This is a genomic window from Streptomyces sp. NPDC023157 (assembly GCF_055560575.1).
On record NZ_JBVHIL010000003.1, the window covers coordinates 412492 to 428248 of the forward strand.

The window sequence follows — 15757 nt, forward strand, 5'->3', positions numbered from 1 at the left end:
CCGCGGCCGTCGGGCTTGGCAGGGGGTGCACACTTGTTTACCCTCGGGGTGAACAGATGTGCACCCCCAGCCCTTCCCCGGCTCTCGCACCGCCTCTGGAGCACGATGACCCCCGCGATATCCACATCCGCGCCCGGTACGACGCCCGCCCCCGCCCCCTCCCGGCTCATCGTCCCGGTCCTCGCCTTCTGCGGCATGGTCGTCGCCGTCATGCAGACCCTCGTCGTGCCGCTCCTGCCGCACGTGCCCGAGCTGACCGGGGCGAGCGCGGGCGCCGCGGGGTGGCTCGTGACCGTCACCCTGCTCACCGGCGCGGTGTTCACCCCCGTACTCGGGCGGGTCGGCGACATGTACGGCAAGCGCCGGGTGCTGCTCGCTTCGCTCGGGGTGCTCACCCTCGGCTCCGTGCTCTGCGCGGTTTCCTCCGACATCGGTGTGCTGATCACCGGCCGGGCCCTCCAGGGCACGGCTCTCGCCGTGATCCCGCTGGGCATCAGCATCATCCGCGACGAGCTCCCCGCCGCACGCGTCCTGCCCTCGATCGCGCTGATGAGCTCCACCCTCGGCATCGGCGCGGCCATCGGACTGCCCCTGGCCGCCGTCGTGACGGAGAGCTTCGACTGGCACGCCATGTTCTGGGCATCCGCCGCGCTCGGCCTGCTCGATCTGCTCCTCGTGCTGTGGATCGTGCCGGAGTCGGCCGTGCGCTCCCCCGGCCGCTTCGACGTACCGGGCACGCTGGGCCTCACGGGACTGCTGGTCGGTGTGCTCCTGGCGATCACCCAGGGCTCGGGCTGGGGCTGGACCTCGCCGTTGACGCTCGGCCTGCTCGGTGCCTCGCTGGCCGTCGGACTGCTCTGGGGCTGGTACGAGCTGCGCACCGCGTCCCCGATCATGGACCTGCGGGTGTCCGCCCGGCCCTCCGTGCTGCTCACCAACCTCGCGGCGCTGCTCATCGGCTTCTCGTTCTACGCCAACTCCCTGGTCACCGCGCAGCTCGTACAGGAACCCACGAGCACCGGCTACGGCCTCGGCGCGTCCATCGTCGTCAGCGGACTGTGCCTGCTGCCCGGCGGACTCTCGATGGTGGCCCTGTCCCCGCTCTCGGCGCGGATCTCCGCCGCGTACGGCCCCCGTACGGCACTCGCGCTCGGGGCCGTCGTCATGAGCCTCGGCTACGTGGTGCGTTTCTTCACCAGCCACAGCCTGTGGCCGATCGTCGCCGGCGCCACCGTGGTCTCCTGCGGCACCGCCCTCGCCTACTCCGCGCTGCCCGCCCTCGTGATGCGGGCCGTGCCGGTGAGCGAGACCGCCTCGGCCAACGGTCTCAACACGCTGATGCGTTCCGTCGGCCAGGCCTGCTGCAGCGCCGTGGTCACCGCCGTACTGGCCCACGTGACCTTCGTGACGGCCGGCCGCACCGCGCCGACGCTCCACGCCTATCTGCTGATCTTCCTGGTCGCGGCCGGAGCGGCCCTCGCCGCCCTCGTCGCCACCCTCTTCCTCCCGTCCGACCGCCCGAGCCGGGACGCCGCGCACGACGGCGACCGCCCGGACGGTACGGTCCCGGTGTCACCGCCCACCCCTGCCGCCCGAGGGAACGCATGAGCACCGCCGACAAGCCCACCACCCCGGCCACCGACGGAGCGGACCCCTCCGGCACGCCCGCCGCAGGCGATGCCGCGCACTCCCCCGCCGAACCGGGGGAAGCGGGCCCGGAGACCGGACGCGAGGCCATCATCCGCGCCGCACGGCGGGCGTTCACGCTCAAGCCCTACGCCGAGGTCACCATGCGCGGCATCGCCACGGCCGCCGGGGTGAGCCCGTCCCTCATCGTCAAACGATTCGGCACCAAGGAGGCCCTGTTCAACACGGTCGTCGACTTCCGCCCGGCCGCCACCGAACTCTTCGCCGCCCCGCTCCCCGACCTCGGTCGGCACCTCGTCCTGACCATGGTCGACCTCCGCGACCGGCTCCGCGGCGACCCCCTCCTCCGCGTCGTGTTCTCCCTCGGCATCGAGGACGAACGCACCCTGCTCCGCGCCCGCTTCCGCGAGCAGGTCACCGACCGGCTCACCGGCCTCCTCACCGGCCCCGACGCCCGTCTGCGCGCCGAACTCGTCGCCGGCCAACTCCTCGGCCTGGGCGCCACCCTGAGCCTCCATCGCCCCGACGGCGCCACCGCCCACACCACCCCCGAACGCCTCGCGGACCTCTACGCCCCCGGCATCCAGCACCTCGTCGACGGGACCTGAACAGGACAGCAGCGGCTCAGCGAGCCCTGCCGGGGTGGCTGTCGGTACCGGTACCGCTACCCGTACCCGCGTCGGCTTCGGTCTCGGTTCCCGCCGCGAGCCGGTCCAGGTCCGTCGTCAGTGCGGCCAGCCACGACACGGTCGCGTAGTACGCGCGCGGTGCGCCCGGCGGGTCGGCGGCCAGGGTGGCGGAGGCCGTCGGGGCGTGGAGCGGTGCCGATGTCTCCGCGGTGTCCCCGGTCGGGTCCAGGCGGGCGGAGGTCAGCAGCATGCCCGCCGCGACCCGGTCGCCGGCGCGGATGACGCACTCCGCGGCCTCCCGGGCCAGCGGCGGCATCACGACCGGCTCGGCCGGTACGAGAAGCCGGTCGGCACCCCACAGCGTGTGGTGTCCGGCGATCAGCGCGGCCTGCCAGTCCGGGCGGACCGGCGGCGGGCCGGGGCCCTGGGGTTCGCTCTGGTACTGCGCGTACGCCGACTCCGCCATGACCAGGGCGTGTCGCAGGCTGCGGTGCCCCGGCGCCGTGACCACCGGCTCGCGCCGCCCGCCCGCCGCGATCTGCGCCGTCGTGGCCACCACGATCTCCGCGGCGATCCGCAGCAGCACCGCGACCGACCGCCGCAAGGCGTCGTGGGCGCCGCGCGGCCAGGCCAGCAGTCCGAAGACGGCGCCGATCGCGCTGCCGGTCAGCACGTCGAGCAGCCGGAACTCGGCGAGCTGCCAGGTCGCCGGTGCCAGCTGCGCGAAGACCAGCGCGACCACCACGGTGAACAGCGCCTGCGCCCAGCCGACGCCCTTCACCGGGCCCAGCGTGAAGGTGACCAGCATCAGCGGCGGGAGCGCCACCGCGTACACCTCGATGTCGGTGCCGGCGCCTGCCAGCAGCGTCGCCGCGACCAGCGCGCCGACGAGGGTGCCGGTCAGCGCCTTCCGGACCGTCGTCCGGGTCTCCCGGACCGTCGTCCGCGTCAGGGTCAGGGTCGCCAGCAGCACCCAGAAGCCGTGCGGGAGCGTGTCGACGCCCGCGATCAGCCGGGCGGCCGCCAGGGCCAGACTGATGCGTACGGCGTTCTGGAAGAACACGGACCGGCCGCCCGCGTGGCCCGACAGCCGCCGCCACCACAGCCGAGGTGCCCGTTGCCGCGCGTACCAGAACCGGCCCGGCGCCGGTGCGTCGGCCGCCCGGCCCCGTACGGCGATGTCGGCCGCCGTCGACATCGCGAGCGCCGCGTCCGCCACCTCCAGGAGGGCCGCGTCGCGGCGCAGCGCGGTGGGAGAGGCGTCCTCGGTCGCCGTCAGCGCCTGGCGCGCCCGCCGCAAGCCGGTATGCGCGCGCCCGTCGGGCGCGCGGCCCCGCAGCCGGGCGGCCGTCTCCCGCGCCACGTCCGCGACCGCCCGCAACGGGTCCGGTCCCTTCGCCTCCGCGCCCGTCGGCACCACGGAACCGGCCCCTTCCGGTACGTCCGACGCGTCCGCCGGCGGCACCGCGCCCGGAGGGGGCGGCGGCAGCACCGTCAGTCTGCCGAGCAGGGTGCGCGTCGCGAGGCCGGTGTGGGCCAGTGCCCGCTGCCGTAGCCCCGCGCCGGCCGGTCGTTCCGCCTCCGGTACCTGGGAGGAGCGAAGCCCCGTGCTCAGCGCCCGGGCGGTGCGCAGGGTGGCCTCCGGAAGGGTGTACGGGGCGGTGCGCAGCCGGTCCGCGCAGTGCGCGGCGCCGTCGGCGGCCCGGGCGGCCCGTTCGCGGTAGGGCAGGGCCGCCGGCTCGGGCAGCAGCGTCCTCTCGGCGACGACCAGCAGGGCGAGTCCGAACGTCGTGCCCGCGAGTCGTTCGCCCAGCGAGCCGGGGTCGTACGGAGGGAAGGACGGCAGGATGTACATCAGCTGCAGCCCCGTGGCCGCGCCCGCGAACCGCGGTCCCCCGACGGCCATGAACGCCAGCGCGAACCCGACCACCAGCATCCCGAGCACCGCGCTCCACGTCCGCACGGACAGGTACGTGCCGAGCGTGATCAGCACCCAGCACACCGGCACCACGCCCACCAGCAGCATGGCCCGCTGCCGCCCGGAGCCGGGGAGACGGGACAGCCCGGCCATCGCGATGGCGCCGAACAGCGCGTACGTGGCGCCGACCGCCAGGTCGAAGCCGTACAGCAGCGTGTAGAACCCGGCCCCGGCGGCGATCGTGACGCGCAGCGCCCCGCGCGCCGCCGCCCGGTAGGCGGGCGGCAGCCGTCGCGGGAACGGGCCACCCATGCCCCCAGGATCGCCCGCACGGCGGCGCCCGGCACGACGGGTGCGGGGCCGGGCCCGGCGCCCAGGGCGGCGGCGCCGTCCCTCGGACCGCCGAGCGGCCCGGGAGACCGCCGCAAACCGGGTAGCCCACCGGGCGGCCCCCGGGGCAGGCTGGTGCGCATGAACGAGTTGCGCGGTGCGGGCATCGTCCTGCGCCCTTCCGGCCCCGAGGACGTCCCCGCCCTGGCCGCCATCCGGGCCACCCCCGAGGTCCGGGCACGGTGGCGCGGCGGGGACGACATGGCGGCGGAGGTGGCCTCCGACCTCGCGGATCCGGACAGCCACTGCCTGACGGTGCTCCACCACGGCCGGATCGTCGGAATGATCCAGTGGTACGCCGAGGAGGAACCGGACTACCGGCACGCGGGCATCGACCTCTACCTCGACCCCTCGGTGCACGGCAAGGGCCTCGGCACCGACGCCGTCCGCACCCTCGCCCGCCATCTGGTCGACGACCTCGGCCACCACCGGCTCGTCATCGACCCGGCGGCCGACAACGTCGCCGCGATCCGCTGCTACGAGAAGGCGGGATTCCGGCCCGTCGGCGTGATGCGGCAGTACGAGCGGGACACGGACGGCGGCTGGCACGACGGGCTGCTCATGGACCTGCTGGCGTCCGAGCTGGTGCGGTGATCCCCGGCTCGCCCCTCGGTCCCGCCGCGCGGGGAGGGCTCGCGGCACGATTTCTCCGGTAGCGGGTTTCGTCACGCGGGTCGAGGGTGAGGTGGGCGTGTGTGACGACGAAAGGCAGAGCAATGACCGAGAGCCGACCCGCGACGACGACCGACTCCGGTGCCCCGGTGGAGAGCGACGAACACTCGCTCACCGTGGGACCGGGTGGTCCGGTCCTCCTCCAGGACGCCTACCTGATCGAACAGATGGCGCAGTTCAACCGGGAGCGCATCCCGGAGCGCCAGCCCCATGCCAAGGGCAGCGGGGCGTTCGGCCGTTTCGAGGTCACCCACGACGTCAGCCGCTACACCAAGGCCGCGCTGTTCCAGCCGGGGACCCGCACCGATCTGGTCGCCCGGTTCTCCACGGTCGCCGGCGAGCGCGGCAGCCCGGACACCTGGCGGGACCCGCGCGGCTTCGCGGTGAAGTTCTACACGTCCGAAGGCAACTACGACATGGTCGGCAACAACACGCCGGTGTTCTTCGTCAAGGACCCGATGAAGTTCCAGCACTTCATCCGGTCCCAGAAGCGCCGGGCGGACAACAACCTGCGCGACCACGACATGCAGTGGGACTTCTGGACCCTCTCACCCGAGTCCGCGCACCAGGTCACCTGGCTGATGGGAGACCGCGGCATCCCCCGGACCTGGCGCCACATGAACGGCTACACCTCGCACACGTACATGTGGATCAACGCGTCCGGTGAGCGCTTCTGGGTGAAGTACCACTTCAAGACCGACCAGGGCATCGAGTTCTTCCCGCAGGCCGAGGCGGACCGCATGGCGGGCGCCGACTCGGACTTCCACATGCGGGACCTGTTCGAGCACATCCGCGACGGCGACTTCCCGTCCTGGACCCTGCACGTGCAGGTCATGCCGTACGAGGACGCGGCGGGGTACCGGTTCAACCCGTTCGACCTCACGAAGGTCTGGCCGCACGGCGACTACCCGCTCATCCCGGTGGGCCGGATGACCCTGGACCGCAATCCCACCGACAACCACGCCGAGATCGAGCAGGCGGCGTTCCAGCCGAACAACTTCGTCCCCGGTATCGGCCCGAGCCCGGACCGGATGCTGCTGGGCCGGCTCTTCTCGTACGCGGACGCCCACCGGGCCCGCATCGGCACCAACTACCAGCAGCTTCCGGTGAACGCACCGGTCGTCGACGTCCACACGTACTCGAAGGACGGAGCGATGGCGTACCGGAAGACCTCCGATCCGGTGTACGCGCCGAACTCCAAGGGCGGGCCCGCCGCGGACACCGACCAGTACGGAAACCCGCCGAGCTGGACCGCCGACGGCGAGATCACCCGGGCGGCGTACGTCACGCATCCCGAGGACGACGACTGGGGGCAGGCCGGCACCCTCGTGCGCGAGGTCCTGGACGACGCGGCCCGCGACCGGCTCGTGGACAACGTGGTCGGCCACCTCCTCGACGGCGTGAGCGAACCGGTCCTGGCCCGCGCCTTCACGTACTGGAGCAACATCGACGCGGGTGTCGGCAAGCGCATCGCCGAGGGCGTCCGCGCCGGGCAGGGCTCGTAGGGGCAAGGACCACCCGGACCGTCCGACGGACCCGGCCGGGCCCGTCGGGCCCGTTCGGCATCAAGGAGGCACGGTGGCAGGGTTCTCCGACTTCGCCGATGCGCTCGACGGCCCGATGTACGTGGTCACGGCCGCGTCCGGAGGCCGGCGGGCCGGCTGCCTGGTGGGGTTCGCCTCGCAGTGTTCCATCGACCCGCCCAGGTTCGTCGTGTGGCTGTCGACCGCCAACCGCACCTACCGCGTCGCCCGCGACGCCGAGCACCTCACCGTGCACCTGCTCCACGAGGAGGACCGTGCGCCGGCCGAGCTGTTCGGCGGGGAGACGGGCGACCGGGTGGACAAGTTCGCCGAGGTCGCCTGGCATCCGGGAGAAGGGGACAGCCCCGTCCTCGAGGGGCTCACCACCTGGTTCACCGGCCGGATCGAAGCACAGGTCGAGGGCGGCGACCACGTGGGCTTCCTCCTGGCCCCCGTGGCGGTGGGCCCCCCGACGGCGGACCCCCCTCCCCCGCTGCTCCGGTACCGGGCCGTGCGGGATCTCGACCCCGGCCACCCCGCCTGAGACAGCTCCGGCCTCTCCCCGGGCGAGCGGTGTTCGTACGGGACCCCGGGCGAGCGGTGTCCGTACGGGACGTCCGCGCCGGTCACCCGTGCCGCGGCGGCGTACGCGGGGCGTGGACGACGGCGTCGTGGAGCACCGCGCCCACCAGCGCTCCGCCGAACACGACGACGCCCACGCCCACCAGCCAGGACTGGACGACGAGGAAGGTCCCGAACGCCCCGTAGGCGACGGCGCCCGAAGCGATCAACGGTGAGAAGACCAGCCGGGAGAAGATCCTGAGCCCGAGCAGCCCCAGCATGGTGGCCACGGCCCCGGGCAGCAGGGCACCCCAGCCGACCCGGCCGGCGAGGAGTATCCGTTGGGACCACCAGAAGAAGAGGGTGCCGACCAGGGTGGTGACCACACCGCGGGCCGGGGCGTCCCGCCACACCGGGGAGTTCGCGGACCCGAAGAGGACCCCGATCAGGACGGCCAGCCACACCGCCTGTCGCCACCTGGCGCGCCAGTGGGCCGGCGGCAGCTCCCACACCCTCTCGTACCCGGACTGCACCATGGTGCCGAAGGAGACCCCGAACACGGCGAGCACCGCGATGCCGAACGCCGTCGTGGTGTGCCGCACCTGACCCGGTGGTGCGAACAGGTGCCCTATCTCGGCGCGGGCGGGCGCCGACACGCCCAGCCCGTCGCCCAGCCACTGCGCGAAGCCGCGCCCGCTCGACGGGTCCGCCGCGGACACGACGATCAGGAGCGGCACCAGCGTCAGGAATCCGAGCGCCGCGAAACCCAGGGCCATCTCCCAGAGTCCGACGTCACGGAAGCGTGCCCAGGTGGGGTGCGTACGCCGCCGGCCCCGGCGTCCGCGTCCGCGTTCGCTCATGGGGAGCCGCCCTTACGTCCCCGTCCGAGGCGGACCGCCGGTCCGGTGGCGGGACCGGGTGCCGCCGGGCGTGTGCCCGTCGCACCCCGCCCTGCCCTCGCCGTTCCCACGCATGAGCGGCCTCCGTCTGGTCGTGCTCTCGCCTTGGCGACTGCCCACTGCCGGCGGAAGAAATCGACCGCTGGGAGAGACCTGCGATGCGCGGAGCGTGACCGGTGGCGACGCTTGCTGCCGAGGAACCGCCTGATCAGCGGCTGCCGTCGAGCATGCCCTCCCGCAGGCGGTTCAGCGTGCGCGAGAGCAGGCGGGAGACGTGCATCTGGGAGCAGCCCAGGTGTTCCCCGATCTGGGCCTGGGTGCGTTCCTCGACGAACCGCAGGTGGATGATCTGCCGGTCGCGCTCGTCGAGGTCGGCGAGGAGCGGGGCGAGGGCGTGGAAGTCCTCCACCAGTTCCATGGCGGGGTCCTCGCTGCCGATGTAGTCGGCGAGCGACGCGTCCCCGGCCTCGTCCTCGCCGCTCAGCGCGGCGTCGAGGGAGGCGGAGTTGTAACCGTTGGAGGCCAGCCGCGCCTCGGTTACCTCCTCCTCCGTGAGGCTCATCAGTTCGGCCAGTTCCTTGACCGTCGGCATCCGGCCCAGGCGCGTACTCAGTTCCTCGGTCGCCTTGGCCAGTTCCACACGCGCCTCCTGCAGACGGCGGGGCACGTGGACCGCCCAGGAGGTGTCCCGGAAGAACCTCTTGATCTCGCCGACGATGTAGGGGACCGCGAACGTGGTGAACTCGACCTCCCGGGAGAGCTCGAAGCGGTCGATCGCCTTGATCAGGCCGATCATGCCGACCTGGACGATGTCCTCCATCTCGTCGGCGCGGTGACGGAACCGCCCGGCCGCGTAGCGGACCAGGCTCATGTTCATCTCGATGAGGGTGTTGCGCGCGTACTGGTACTCGTGGGTCCCCTCCTCCAGCACCGTGAGCCGCCGGAAGAAGACCTTCGACAGGGCCCGCGCGTCCTTCGGCGCGACCGACGGCGGGTCCGGGACCGCCGGCAGTGTCCCCGCCCCGACCTCAACGTTGGTGGTCGACATCGTGGTGACCGTCACACCGTTCCCCTCTCGTCCTCAGCCCGACCCGGATTCGCGGCGCCGTGGCAGCCCGCCTACCCGGGGAACGGAAGACCATGCGCATCATTTACGGATGGGGGCGGGATCGCCGACCGGGGCGTCGGTTTTCAGCCCCTCAGGGAGGCGAGCAGCGGCTGCCAGTCGATGTGGTGGTCCTCCGTGCCCCGCGGGACGAGAGCGAAGGTCTCGTGGACGAAGCGGGTGAGCGCGTCCTGGTCGCACCGGACCGTCGCGCAGTCCCCGGGGTTGCCGAGCCTGATGAGGAAGTCGCCGCCGGGGGTGGAGCGCAGGTGCACCTCTCCCCCGCCGGTGGGGGTGTGCGATCCGGTGAGGACCATCTCCCGGTCCAGCCACCACACGAGGGGACTGGCGCCCGGGAGGTGGAAGGCGATGCTCAGCGCGTGGGGATCGCGGGACGCGTAGCCGACGGTGGTGTCGACCGGGATCGCGGCGTCCGGCGTGAGGAGTTCCATCGGCATGGGCCGCTTGAGGGTTCGCGGTGAGGGAAGCGGCGTGACGGGGTGCTGGGGCATGGGGTCCTCCTGTTGCGGGGGCGTGGCGAGCGGTGCGCTCTCCACCTGACCCGTCACGCCCCGGTCACACCTCGCGCGCGCGGGATGGATGTGCCGATCCCGTATCGGATTCGTGAGCGTCGTCAGGTGACCGGAGTGTGGGGCGGCCTCACCGAGAACGAACGCCGTTCCCTGCGACGGCGGGTGCGCCGCACCTCCGACGAGCGGCGCTGACCTGGGGACGGCGTCTCCCCGAGGGTGCCCGCGCGTGGGCGCGCGGGCGCCGTTCCGTCAGGAGTCGGTCGTCCGTCACGCGTCGGTCGTCCGTCAGGAGCCGGTCCGTCGGGATTCGGTCGTCCGTCGGGAGCCGGTCCGTCAGGCGTCTGTCCCGGCGTCCGCCGGCAGCAGCGCGAGGCGGGCCCGGACCCGTTTGCCCTGCGGGTCCGGCTCCACGGCCACGCTCTCGCACACGGCGAGGACGATCTCAAGGCCGTGTTGACCTATCCGGCGCGGGTCGTGCCCACGGGGTACGGGAGCGGCGGTCGCGCGGTCGAACACCGAGATCTCCAGAGCGTCCCGACGCAGCTCGAGAAGGAGTCGGCAGGGGCCGGACGTGTGCCGGACCGCGTTGGTCACCAGTTCGCTGACCACCAGCATGGCCAGGTCGACTCGGTCCTGCGTCACCGGTCGGTGCCGGACGGCCGGCGCGGCCGTGAGGAAGTCCACGGTGAACGCGCGGGCGGCCCCGATCGCGCCGCCGTCGGCGGTGCCGTCGAACACGGCACTCGCCGACAGCACGGGTTCCGGCGCCGCGCGCTCGGCGGTGATGGCGTCCGTCATGGACCCGGAACTCCTCTCGTACGGATGGGCGGGCGCGCTGGGCACCTCGTACTCCGCCTTTCCCCACTTCACGGTTTCCACACCGCCCGTATCCAGGATCACCTCCGCCGCCGTCCCCCCGGCGTGCCGGGCCTCTGTTCGTGTGCGTCGTGTCCGTCGTCGATCTCCCCGCGCGAAGAGACGGAGGGACCTGACGGCGTCAGCCGTCGTCCCGCGCGCCGGACGACGGCGTCCAGTTCGGGTCGCGGCCGCTCAGGCCCACCGTGAGGTCCAACAGCGGGGACCGTTCCGGGACGGGCACGACGGGGCCGAAGATGCCGCCGCTGTCCTCTTCCTCGGCCGCGGCCAGCAGGAACGCGTGCGAGGCGCGCAGCGCGGCCGGGTCGGGGGCGTAGTCCTGACCGGTGGCCCGGGCCAGGTCCCATCCGTGGATCACGAGTTCGTCGGCGGCCACCATCGCCGCGACCTCGCCGGGCAGGTCCACACCGCCCGCGCGGGTGAATCCCGTCCACGCGCCCGGATCCCTCCAGGCTTCGGCCAGCTCCGCCAGAACCCGGGGCAGCTCCGTACGCCACTGGGCCGGCAGGATCGGCCGGGTGCTGCCGGGCGGGACGGCCGTGCTGGGGCCCAGGTCCTTGCGGGCGGAGTCACGAAAGGCCACGGACAGGCCCGTCAGGTGCCCCAGCAGGTCGGCCACCGCGTATTCCGGGCAGGGCGTCCGGTCGGCGAGCCGGACCTCCGAAACGCCCGCCGCGAGCCGCGCCACGATCAGCGTCTGGGGTCCGAGGTCGAGATCGAGAGGGGTCAAGGGGGTCATCTGCCGTTCCTCCGGAAAGACGGGTCTGAAGGGTGGACCGGTAGCACGCCACGAACTCATCGCGGGAAGGGTGGTTCATTCGCCTTCCTGCCGAAGAGCGAGGCATACCACCCGAGCACCCCGAGCAGACGCAAAAGGGTCAACGCCGCACCCGAGCGGCCCAAGTCGCGCGCCGGGCGTGATCGGCCGTGTGCGGCCGGGAACCCCTGACCCGGTGGCCGAAGACCACTCGCCGCGCCCGCCCGCCCCGCAGGAAGGGACCTTCGTCATGACCGCAGCGCCCCCCACCGTCACGCTCGGACCCGACAGCGACCTCACCCAGGTCTTCGAACTGGCGCAACAGCTCAGGGTCGACTCGGTGCGCGCCAGCACGGCGGCGGGCTCGGGTCACCCCACGTCCAGCCTGTCGGCGGCCGATCTGATGGCGGTGCTCATGACCCGCCATCTCCGCTACGACTGGGCGGCTCCGGACGACCCGGCCGGTGATCACCTGATCTTCTCCAAGGGGCACGCGTCGCCCCTTCTGTACGCGATGTTCAAGGCGGCCGGCGCGATCGACGACGACGAGCTGATGACGACCTACCGGCGCTTCGGCCACCGCCTCCAGGGGCACCCCACCCCGATCCTGCCCTGGGTGGACCTGGCCACCGGCTCCCTCGGCCAGGGCATCGCGTACGGGGTGGGGATCGCGCTCGCGGGCCGGGACCTGGAGCGGCAGCCGTACCGGGTGTGGGTGCTGTGCGGCGACAGCGAGATGGCCGAGGGGTCCGTCTGGGAAGCGCTCGACAAGGCCGGGCACCACCGGCTCGCGAACTTCGTCGCCCTCATCGACGTCAACCGCCTCGGCCAGAGCGGTCCCACCGAGCTGGAGTGGGACACCGACGCGTACGCCCGGCGCGTCGAGGCCTTCGGCTGCCGGGCTCTCGTGGTCGACGGCCACGACCTGGCGGAGGTCGACCGGGCCCTGACCGTGGCCGCGGACGGAACGGCACCCACCGTGGTCGTCGCCAGGACGGTCAAGGGCCGTGGCGTGTCGGAGGTCGCCGACAAGAACGGCTGGCACGGCAAGCCCTTGCCCAAGGACATGGCCGAGCGGGCCGTCGCCGAGCTGGGCGGCGTCCGCCACCTGGGTGTACGCGGCCCGCGGCCGCCGGCCGCCTCGGCCACGAGCCCGCGCGCCGGCGCCGGTACGCCCGAGGCGGGGCCGGTGGAGCTGCCGCGCTACGAGGTCGGGGACAAGGTCGCGACCCGGGTCGCGTTCGGCGCGGCCCTCGCCGCGCTGGGCGCCCGCCCCGAGGTGGTCGCGCTGGACGCCGAGGTCGGCAACTCCACGCACACCGAGGACTTCCAGAAGGCCCATCCGGAGCGTTTCTTCCAGACGTACATCGCCGAACAGCAGATGATCGCCGACGCCGTCGGCATGGCCGTGCGCGGCTTCCGCCCGTACGCCACGACCTTCGCCGCGTTCCTCACCCGTGCCCACGACTTCATCCGCATGGCCGCCGTCTCGCAGATCACCCTGTCGCTGTGCGGGACGCACAGCGGCGTCGAGATCGGTGCGGACGGGCCCTCTCAGATGGGCGTCGAGGACCTCGCGATGATGCGCGCCGTCCTCGGTTCCACGGTGCTCTACCCCAGCGACGCCACCTCCGCGGCGGCCCTGACCGCCACCATGGCCGACCTCGACGGCATCTCCTACCTGCGCACCACGCGTGGCGCGTATCCCGTCCTGTACGCGTCCGACGAGACCTTCCCGGTAGGCGGCTCGAAGACCCTGCGGCAGGACGAAGGGGACCGGGTCACCCTCGTGGGCGCGGGCGTGACGCTGCACGAATGTCTCGCCGCCGCCGACGAGCTGGCCGCCGACGGCGTCCAGGCGCGTGTCATCGACCTCTACTCCGTCAAGCCGGTCGACACCGACACCCTCGTCCGGGCCGCCCGCGAGACCGGTGCCCTCGTCGTCGCCGAGGACCACCACCCCGAGGGCGGCATCGGCGAGGCCGTGCTGTCCGCGCTCGCCCCGGGCGGTCACCAGCCGGCCTTCGCCCACCTCGCGGTCACCCATCTGCCGGGCTCCGGCACCACGGCCGAGCTGCTCGACGAGGCCGGCATCTCCCGCACCCACATCGCCCGCGCCGCCCGCGGCCTGCTGGACCGGTAGCGGCCGGTGGCGACGCGCGGCGCGCCGGGCCGTTCCCCGCCGCTCAGGGAGAGGCCGGTGTGATGACGATCAGGGTGTCCTCGTGCGACCAGCGGCGAGCCGCGGTCTTCGGCGGGTTGAGGAGCGGGGTCCGGGAGACGCCGGTGCGGTAGCCGAGTGCGGTGGCGCCCTGGCGGCCGGCGGCCTCGACGAGCGTGGCGAAAGACGCCTCGGTGCCGACGGGGACGTAGTCGGTGGCGGGGCGGAGACGGACCGCGTTGCCCGTCGGGGAGAACAGCTCGTCGAAGGCCGACGCGAGTTCGGTGGTCTGCGAGACCTGCGCCATGAGCAGGCCGACGAGCCGTCCGCCCACCACGAGGTCCGTGTGTCGGCCGCCCGGGGCGAGGGGACGGTGGTGGGCGTCCGTCAGTTCGGCGACGGTCGGGGCCCGTCGGCCCGACTCCCGCTCGGCGGCGCGGAGTTGAAGGAGGGTGACGAGGGTGTGCTCGTCGGGGTCGGGGTGCCCGTCGGGTCCGCCGAGGACGAGCACGTGAGGGGCGGAGTCCGGGGCGGGGAGGGTCTCCGCGCGGGTCGCCTCCCAGCCGTTGCGGGCGAGGCCGTCGACGATCTCCGGGCCGCGCCGGTTCCAGCCGAGGACGAGGACGCGGCGGGGGGCGGGGACGCGGGCGCCGGCGGGGGCTCCGGTGACTGCGGGCTTCGCGGCCGTTTCACCGGTCGCGGGCCTGGCCGGCTTCAGGGGCTCTGTGGGCTTCACGGGCTCTGCGGGTTCTACGGGCTCTACGGGCTCTACGGGCATTACCGGCTCTACGGGCTCTACGGGCTCTACGGGCATTACCGGCTCTACGGGAAGGGGTGGCGGGGGTGGTGGTGCCGGGGTCGTGGTCCAGGTCGGTGGGGTCTCGTCCTCGGCCAGGACGACGACGGCGTCGCCGGGGGCGAGGACGGTGCGCGGCGGCGGGTTGAGGAGCGGCGAGCCGTCCGGGCGTACGAGACCCACCACGCACGCGTCCGCGCAGGCCGCCCGCAGCTCGGCGAAGGTCCGGCCGCCGAGCCCGGGAACACGGTGGACGTGCAGTTCGGCGCCGGCGAAGTCGAGCAGGTCCTCCAGGACGAGCGCCAGCCCGGGTTCGAGGACGCACTGGACGAGGATCCGGGCCGCGATGCCGTCGACGTCGAGGACGACCGCGCCCGGCCCGGCGGCGAGCCGGGCGGTGGCCACGTGCCGGGTCTGCCGGACCGCCGCCACGACCCGTACCGGGCGCGCGTCGCCCACCACGGCCCGCAGCGCGAGCAAGGTCTTGACGACCTGGGTGTCGGCCTCAGGGGTGTCCGGCGGCAGCACGACGACCGCCCCCGCGGCGGACGGGCTGACGCGGGCGAGGGCCGCCGGGTCGGCGGGGCGGCCCCGTCGGCAGAGCAGCCGCACGCGGCGGCGGCCGACGGCGGTGACCACCGCCCGTAACTCCCGCTCCATGTCCAGCTTGTCGCGGTCGGCGAGGACCACGACCGCGCCGTGCCGCCGCTGCGCGTGCGCGGCGAGCAGTTCGGCGACGAGCGTCGGGGTCTGCTCGGACCAGCCGAGGACCAGCGAGTGGCCGCGTTCCACGACCGTCGACTGGCCCCGGTGCAGCTCGGTCAGGCGGTCCGTGATCGCGGTCGTGACGAGGCCGACGAGCGTGGAGACGTAGAGCAGGGAGACCAGGGCCAGCAGGACGGAGAGGATGATCCGCAGCGGCGGGCCGACCTCGCCGCCGAGCCTGAGGGTCTGGCCGACGGTCCGCCAGACGGTCTCCACCTTGCCCTGGACCGTGTCGGGCGAACGGCTGTCGGTCCAGACGAGGAGGGCGCTCGCCGGTGCCACCACGACCAGGCAGGCCAGCGCCAGCCAGCCCGCGACGGTGGTCATGCCCTTCACCACGGTCCGGTCGATCCAGTACCGCGTACGGTCCCGCAGCGGCGGCGGCGCGGGCCGATACCGGGGCGGGCCCAGGGCAGGCGGGGAAGGGACGGCCGCGCGGCGGCTCGTCCGCTGGGGCGGGACCGTGTACTCGCGCTCCTTACGCACGTCAGCAGGGTGACGGCGGCACCAGGGAGAAACGCCGAC

13 protein-coding genes are annotated in these 15757 nt (G+C 73.4%); 6 read left to right on the top strand and 7 right to left on the bottom strand.

The annotated features are described in order from the left end of the window. The first annotated feature begins 105 nt into the window (after nt 1-105). On the top strand, nt 106-1608 hold the full coding sequence (locus tag ACZ3ZE_RS12965; RefSeq protein ID WP_361174205.1) for an MFS transporter: 1503 nt from the start codon (nt 106-108) through the stop codon (nt 1606-1608). After that, nucleotides 1605-2255 carry a TetR/AcrR family transcriptional regulator gene (locus tag ACZ3ZE_RS12970; RefSeq protein ID WP_361174202.1) on the top strand — a complete coding sequence of 217 codons (651 nt, stop codon included), beginning with the start codon at nt 1605-1607 and terminating at the stop codon, nt 2253-2255. Before ACZ3ZE_RS12965 ends, ACZ3ZE_RS12970 begins: the two co-directional genes overlap by 4 nt. 16 nt (nt 2256-2271) lie before the next feature. Here ACZ3ZE_RS12970 and ACZ3ZE_RS12975 read toward each other — a convergent pair whose 3' ends face one another. Beyond that, entirely contained in the window at nt 2272-4506 is a 2235-nt protein-coding gene (locus tag ACZ3ZE_RS12975; RefSeq protein ID WP_361174199.1) for an FUSC family protein, read from the bottom strand. A 159-nt stretch (nt 4507-4665) separates the two neighbouring features. On the opposite strand from ACZ3ZE_RS12975, the gene ACZ3ZE_RS12980 reads away from it, so the two are divergent. The 3 genes from ACZ3ZE_RS12980 (at nt 4666) to ACZ3ZE_RS12990 (ending at nt 7323) form a co-directional block, all read left to right on the top strand. Next, a complete protein-coding gene (locus ACZ3ZE_RS12980; protein ID WP_361174196.1) occupies nt 4666-5178 on the top strand; it encodes a GNAT family N-acetyltransferase in 513 nt (170 codons plus the stop codon). A gap of 122 nt (nt 5179-5300) precedes the next feature. Further along, on the top strand, nt 5301-6761 hold the full coding sequence (locus ACZ3ZE_RS12985) for a catalase (protein ID WP_467258974.1): 1461 nt from the start codon (nt 5301-5303) through the stop codon (nt 6759-6761). A gap of 73 nt (nt 6762-6834) precedes the next feature. Beyond that, nucleotides 6835-7323 carry a flavin reductase family protein gene (locus ACZ3ZE_RS12990; RefSeq protein WP_442305883.1) on the top strand — a complete coding sequence of 163 codons (489 nt, stop codon included), beginning with the start codon at nt 6835-6837 and terminating at the stop codon, nt 7321-7323. Between the two features lie 82 nt (nt 7324-7405). Here ACZ3ZE_RS12990 and ACZ3ZE_RS12995 read toward each other — a convergent pair whose 3' ends face one another. The 5 genes from ACZ3ZE_RS12995 to ACZ3ZE_RS13015 all read right to left on the bottom strand — a co-directional run bounded on the left by ACZ3ZE_RS12995 (nt 7406) and on the right by ACZ3ZE_RS13015 (nt 11492). Next, a complete protein-coding gene (locus ACZ3ZE_RS12995) occupies nt 7406-8200 on the bottom strand; it encodes a ribonuclease BN (RefSeq protein ID WP_442305884.1) in 795 nt (264 codons plus the stop codon). A gap of 247 nt (nt 8201-8447) precedes the next feature. After that, nucleotides 8448-9287, bottom strand: coding sequence for an RNA polymerase sigma factor SigF (locus ACZ3ZE_RS13000; RefSeq protein ID WP_361174189.1), 840 nt, complete (start codon nt 9285-9287; stop codon nt 8448-8450). 143 nt (nt 9288-9430) lie between these two features. After that, entirely contained in the window at nt 9431-9856 is a 426-nt protein-coding gene (locus tag ACZ3ZE_RS13005) for an SsgA family sporulation/cell division regulator (protein WP_361626585.1), read from the bottom strand. Between the two features lie 354 nt (nt 9857-10210). Beyond that, the gene (locus tag ACZ3ZE_RS13010; RefSeq protein WP_363292778.1) at nt 10211-10675 is read right to left on the bottom strand and encodes an ATP-binding protein; all 465 of its coding nucleotides are present in this window, start codon (nt 10673-10675) and stop codon (nt 10211-10213) included. Between the two features lie 199 nt (nt 10676-10874). After that, nucleotides 10875-11492, bottom strand: a complete 618-nt coding sequence (locus ACZ3ZE_RS13015) for a TIGR03086 family metal-binding protein (protein ID WP_442305886.1) — start codon at nt 11490-11492, stop codon at nt 10875-10877. Nucleotides 11493-11760: 268 nt separating this feature from the next. On the opposite strand from ACZ3ZE_RS13015, the gene ACZ3ZE_RS13020 reads away from it, so the two are divergent. Next, nucleotides 11761-13653 (top strand): transketolase, encoded by a 1893-nt coding sequence (locus tag ACZ3ZE_RS13020; protein WP_467258977.1) that lies wholly within the window; start codon nt 11761-11763, stop codon nt 13651-13653. Between the two features lie 43 nt (nt 13654-13696). Here ACZ3ZE_RS13020 and ACZ3ZE_RS13025 read toward each other — a convergent pair whose 3' ends face one another. Then, a complete protein-coding gene (locus ACZ3ZE_RS13025; RefSeq protein WP_467258980.1) occupies nt 13697-15718 on the bottom strand; it encodes a CASTOR/POLLUX-related putative ion channel in 2022 nt (673 codons plus the stop codon). Nucleotides 15719-15757 lie beyond the last annotated feature (39 nt).

What these genes read in the sequence shown, in the direction of transcription:
- ACZ3ZE_RS13005 (WP_361626585.1), bottom strand. Translation starts at nt 9,856, where the DNA reads ATGCCCCAGCACCCCGTCACGCCGCTTCCCTCACCGCGAACCCTCAAG.
- ACZ3ZE_RS13020 (WP_467258977.1), top strand. Translation starts at nt 11,761, where the DNA reads ATGACCGCAGCGCCCCCCACCGTCACGCTCGGACCCGACAGCGACCTC.
- ACZ3ZE_RS12985 (WP_467258974.1), top strand. Translation starts at nt 5,301, where the DNA reads ATGACCGAGAGCCGACCCGCGACGACGACCGACTCCGGTGCCCCGGTG.
- ACZ3ZE_RS12965 (WP_361174205.1), top strand. Translation starts at nt 106, where the DNA reads ATGACCCCCGCGATATCCACATCCGCGCCCGGTACGACGCCCGCCCCC.
- ACZ3ZE_RS12980 (WP_361174196.1), top strand. Translation starts at nt 4,666, where the DNA reads ATGAACGAGTTGCGCGGTGCGGGCATCGTCCTGCGCCCTTCCGGCCCC.
- ACZ3ZE_RS12995 (WP_442305884.1), bottom strand. Translation starts at nt 8,200, where the DNA reads ATGAGCGAACGCGGACGCGGACGCCGGGGCCGGCGGCGTACGCACCCC.
- ACZ3ZE_RS13010 (WP_363292778.1), bottom strand. Translation starts at nt 10,675, where the DNA reads ATGACGGACGCCATCACCGCCGAGCGCGCGGCGCCGGAACCCGTGCTG.
- ACZ3ZE_RS12975 (WP_361174199.1), bottom strand. Translation starts at nt 4,506, where the DNA reads ATGGGTGGCCCGTTCCCGCGACGGCTGCCGCCCGCCTACCGGGCGGCG.
- ACZ3ZE_RS13015 (WP_442305886.1), bottom strand. Translation starts at nt 11,492, where the DNA reads ATGACCCCCTTGACCCCTCTCGATCTCGACCTCGGACCCCAGACGCTG.
- ACZ3ZE_RS13000 (WP_361174189.1), bottom strand. Translation starts at nt 9,287, where the DNA reads ATGTCGACCACCAACGTTGAGGTCGGGGCGGGGACACTGCCGGCGGTC.
- ACZ3ZE_RS12970 (WP_361174202.1), top strand. Translation starts at nt 1,605, where the DNA reads ATGAGCACCGCCGACAAGCCCACCACCCCGGCCACCGACGGAGCGGAC.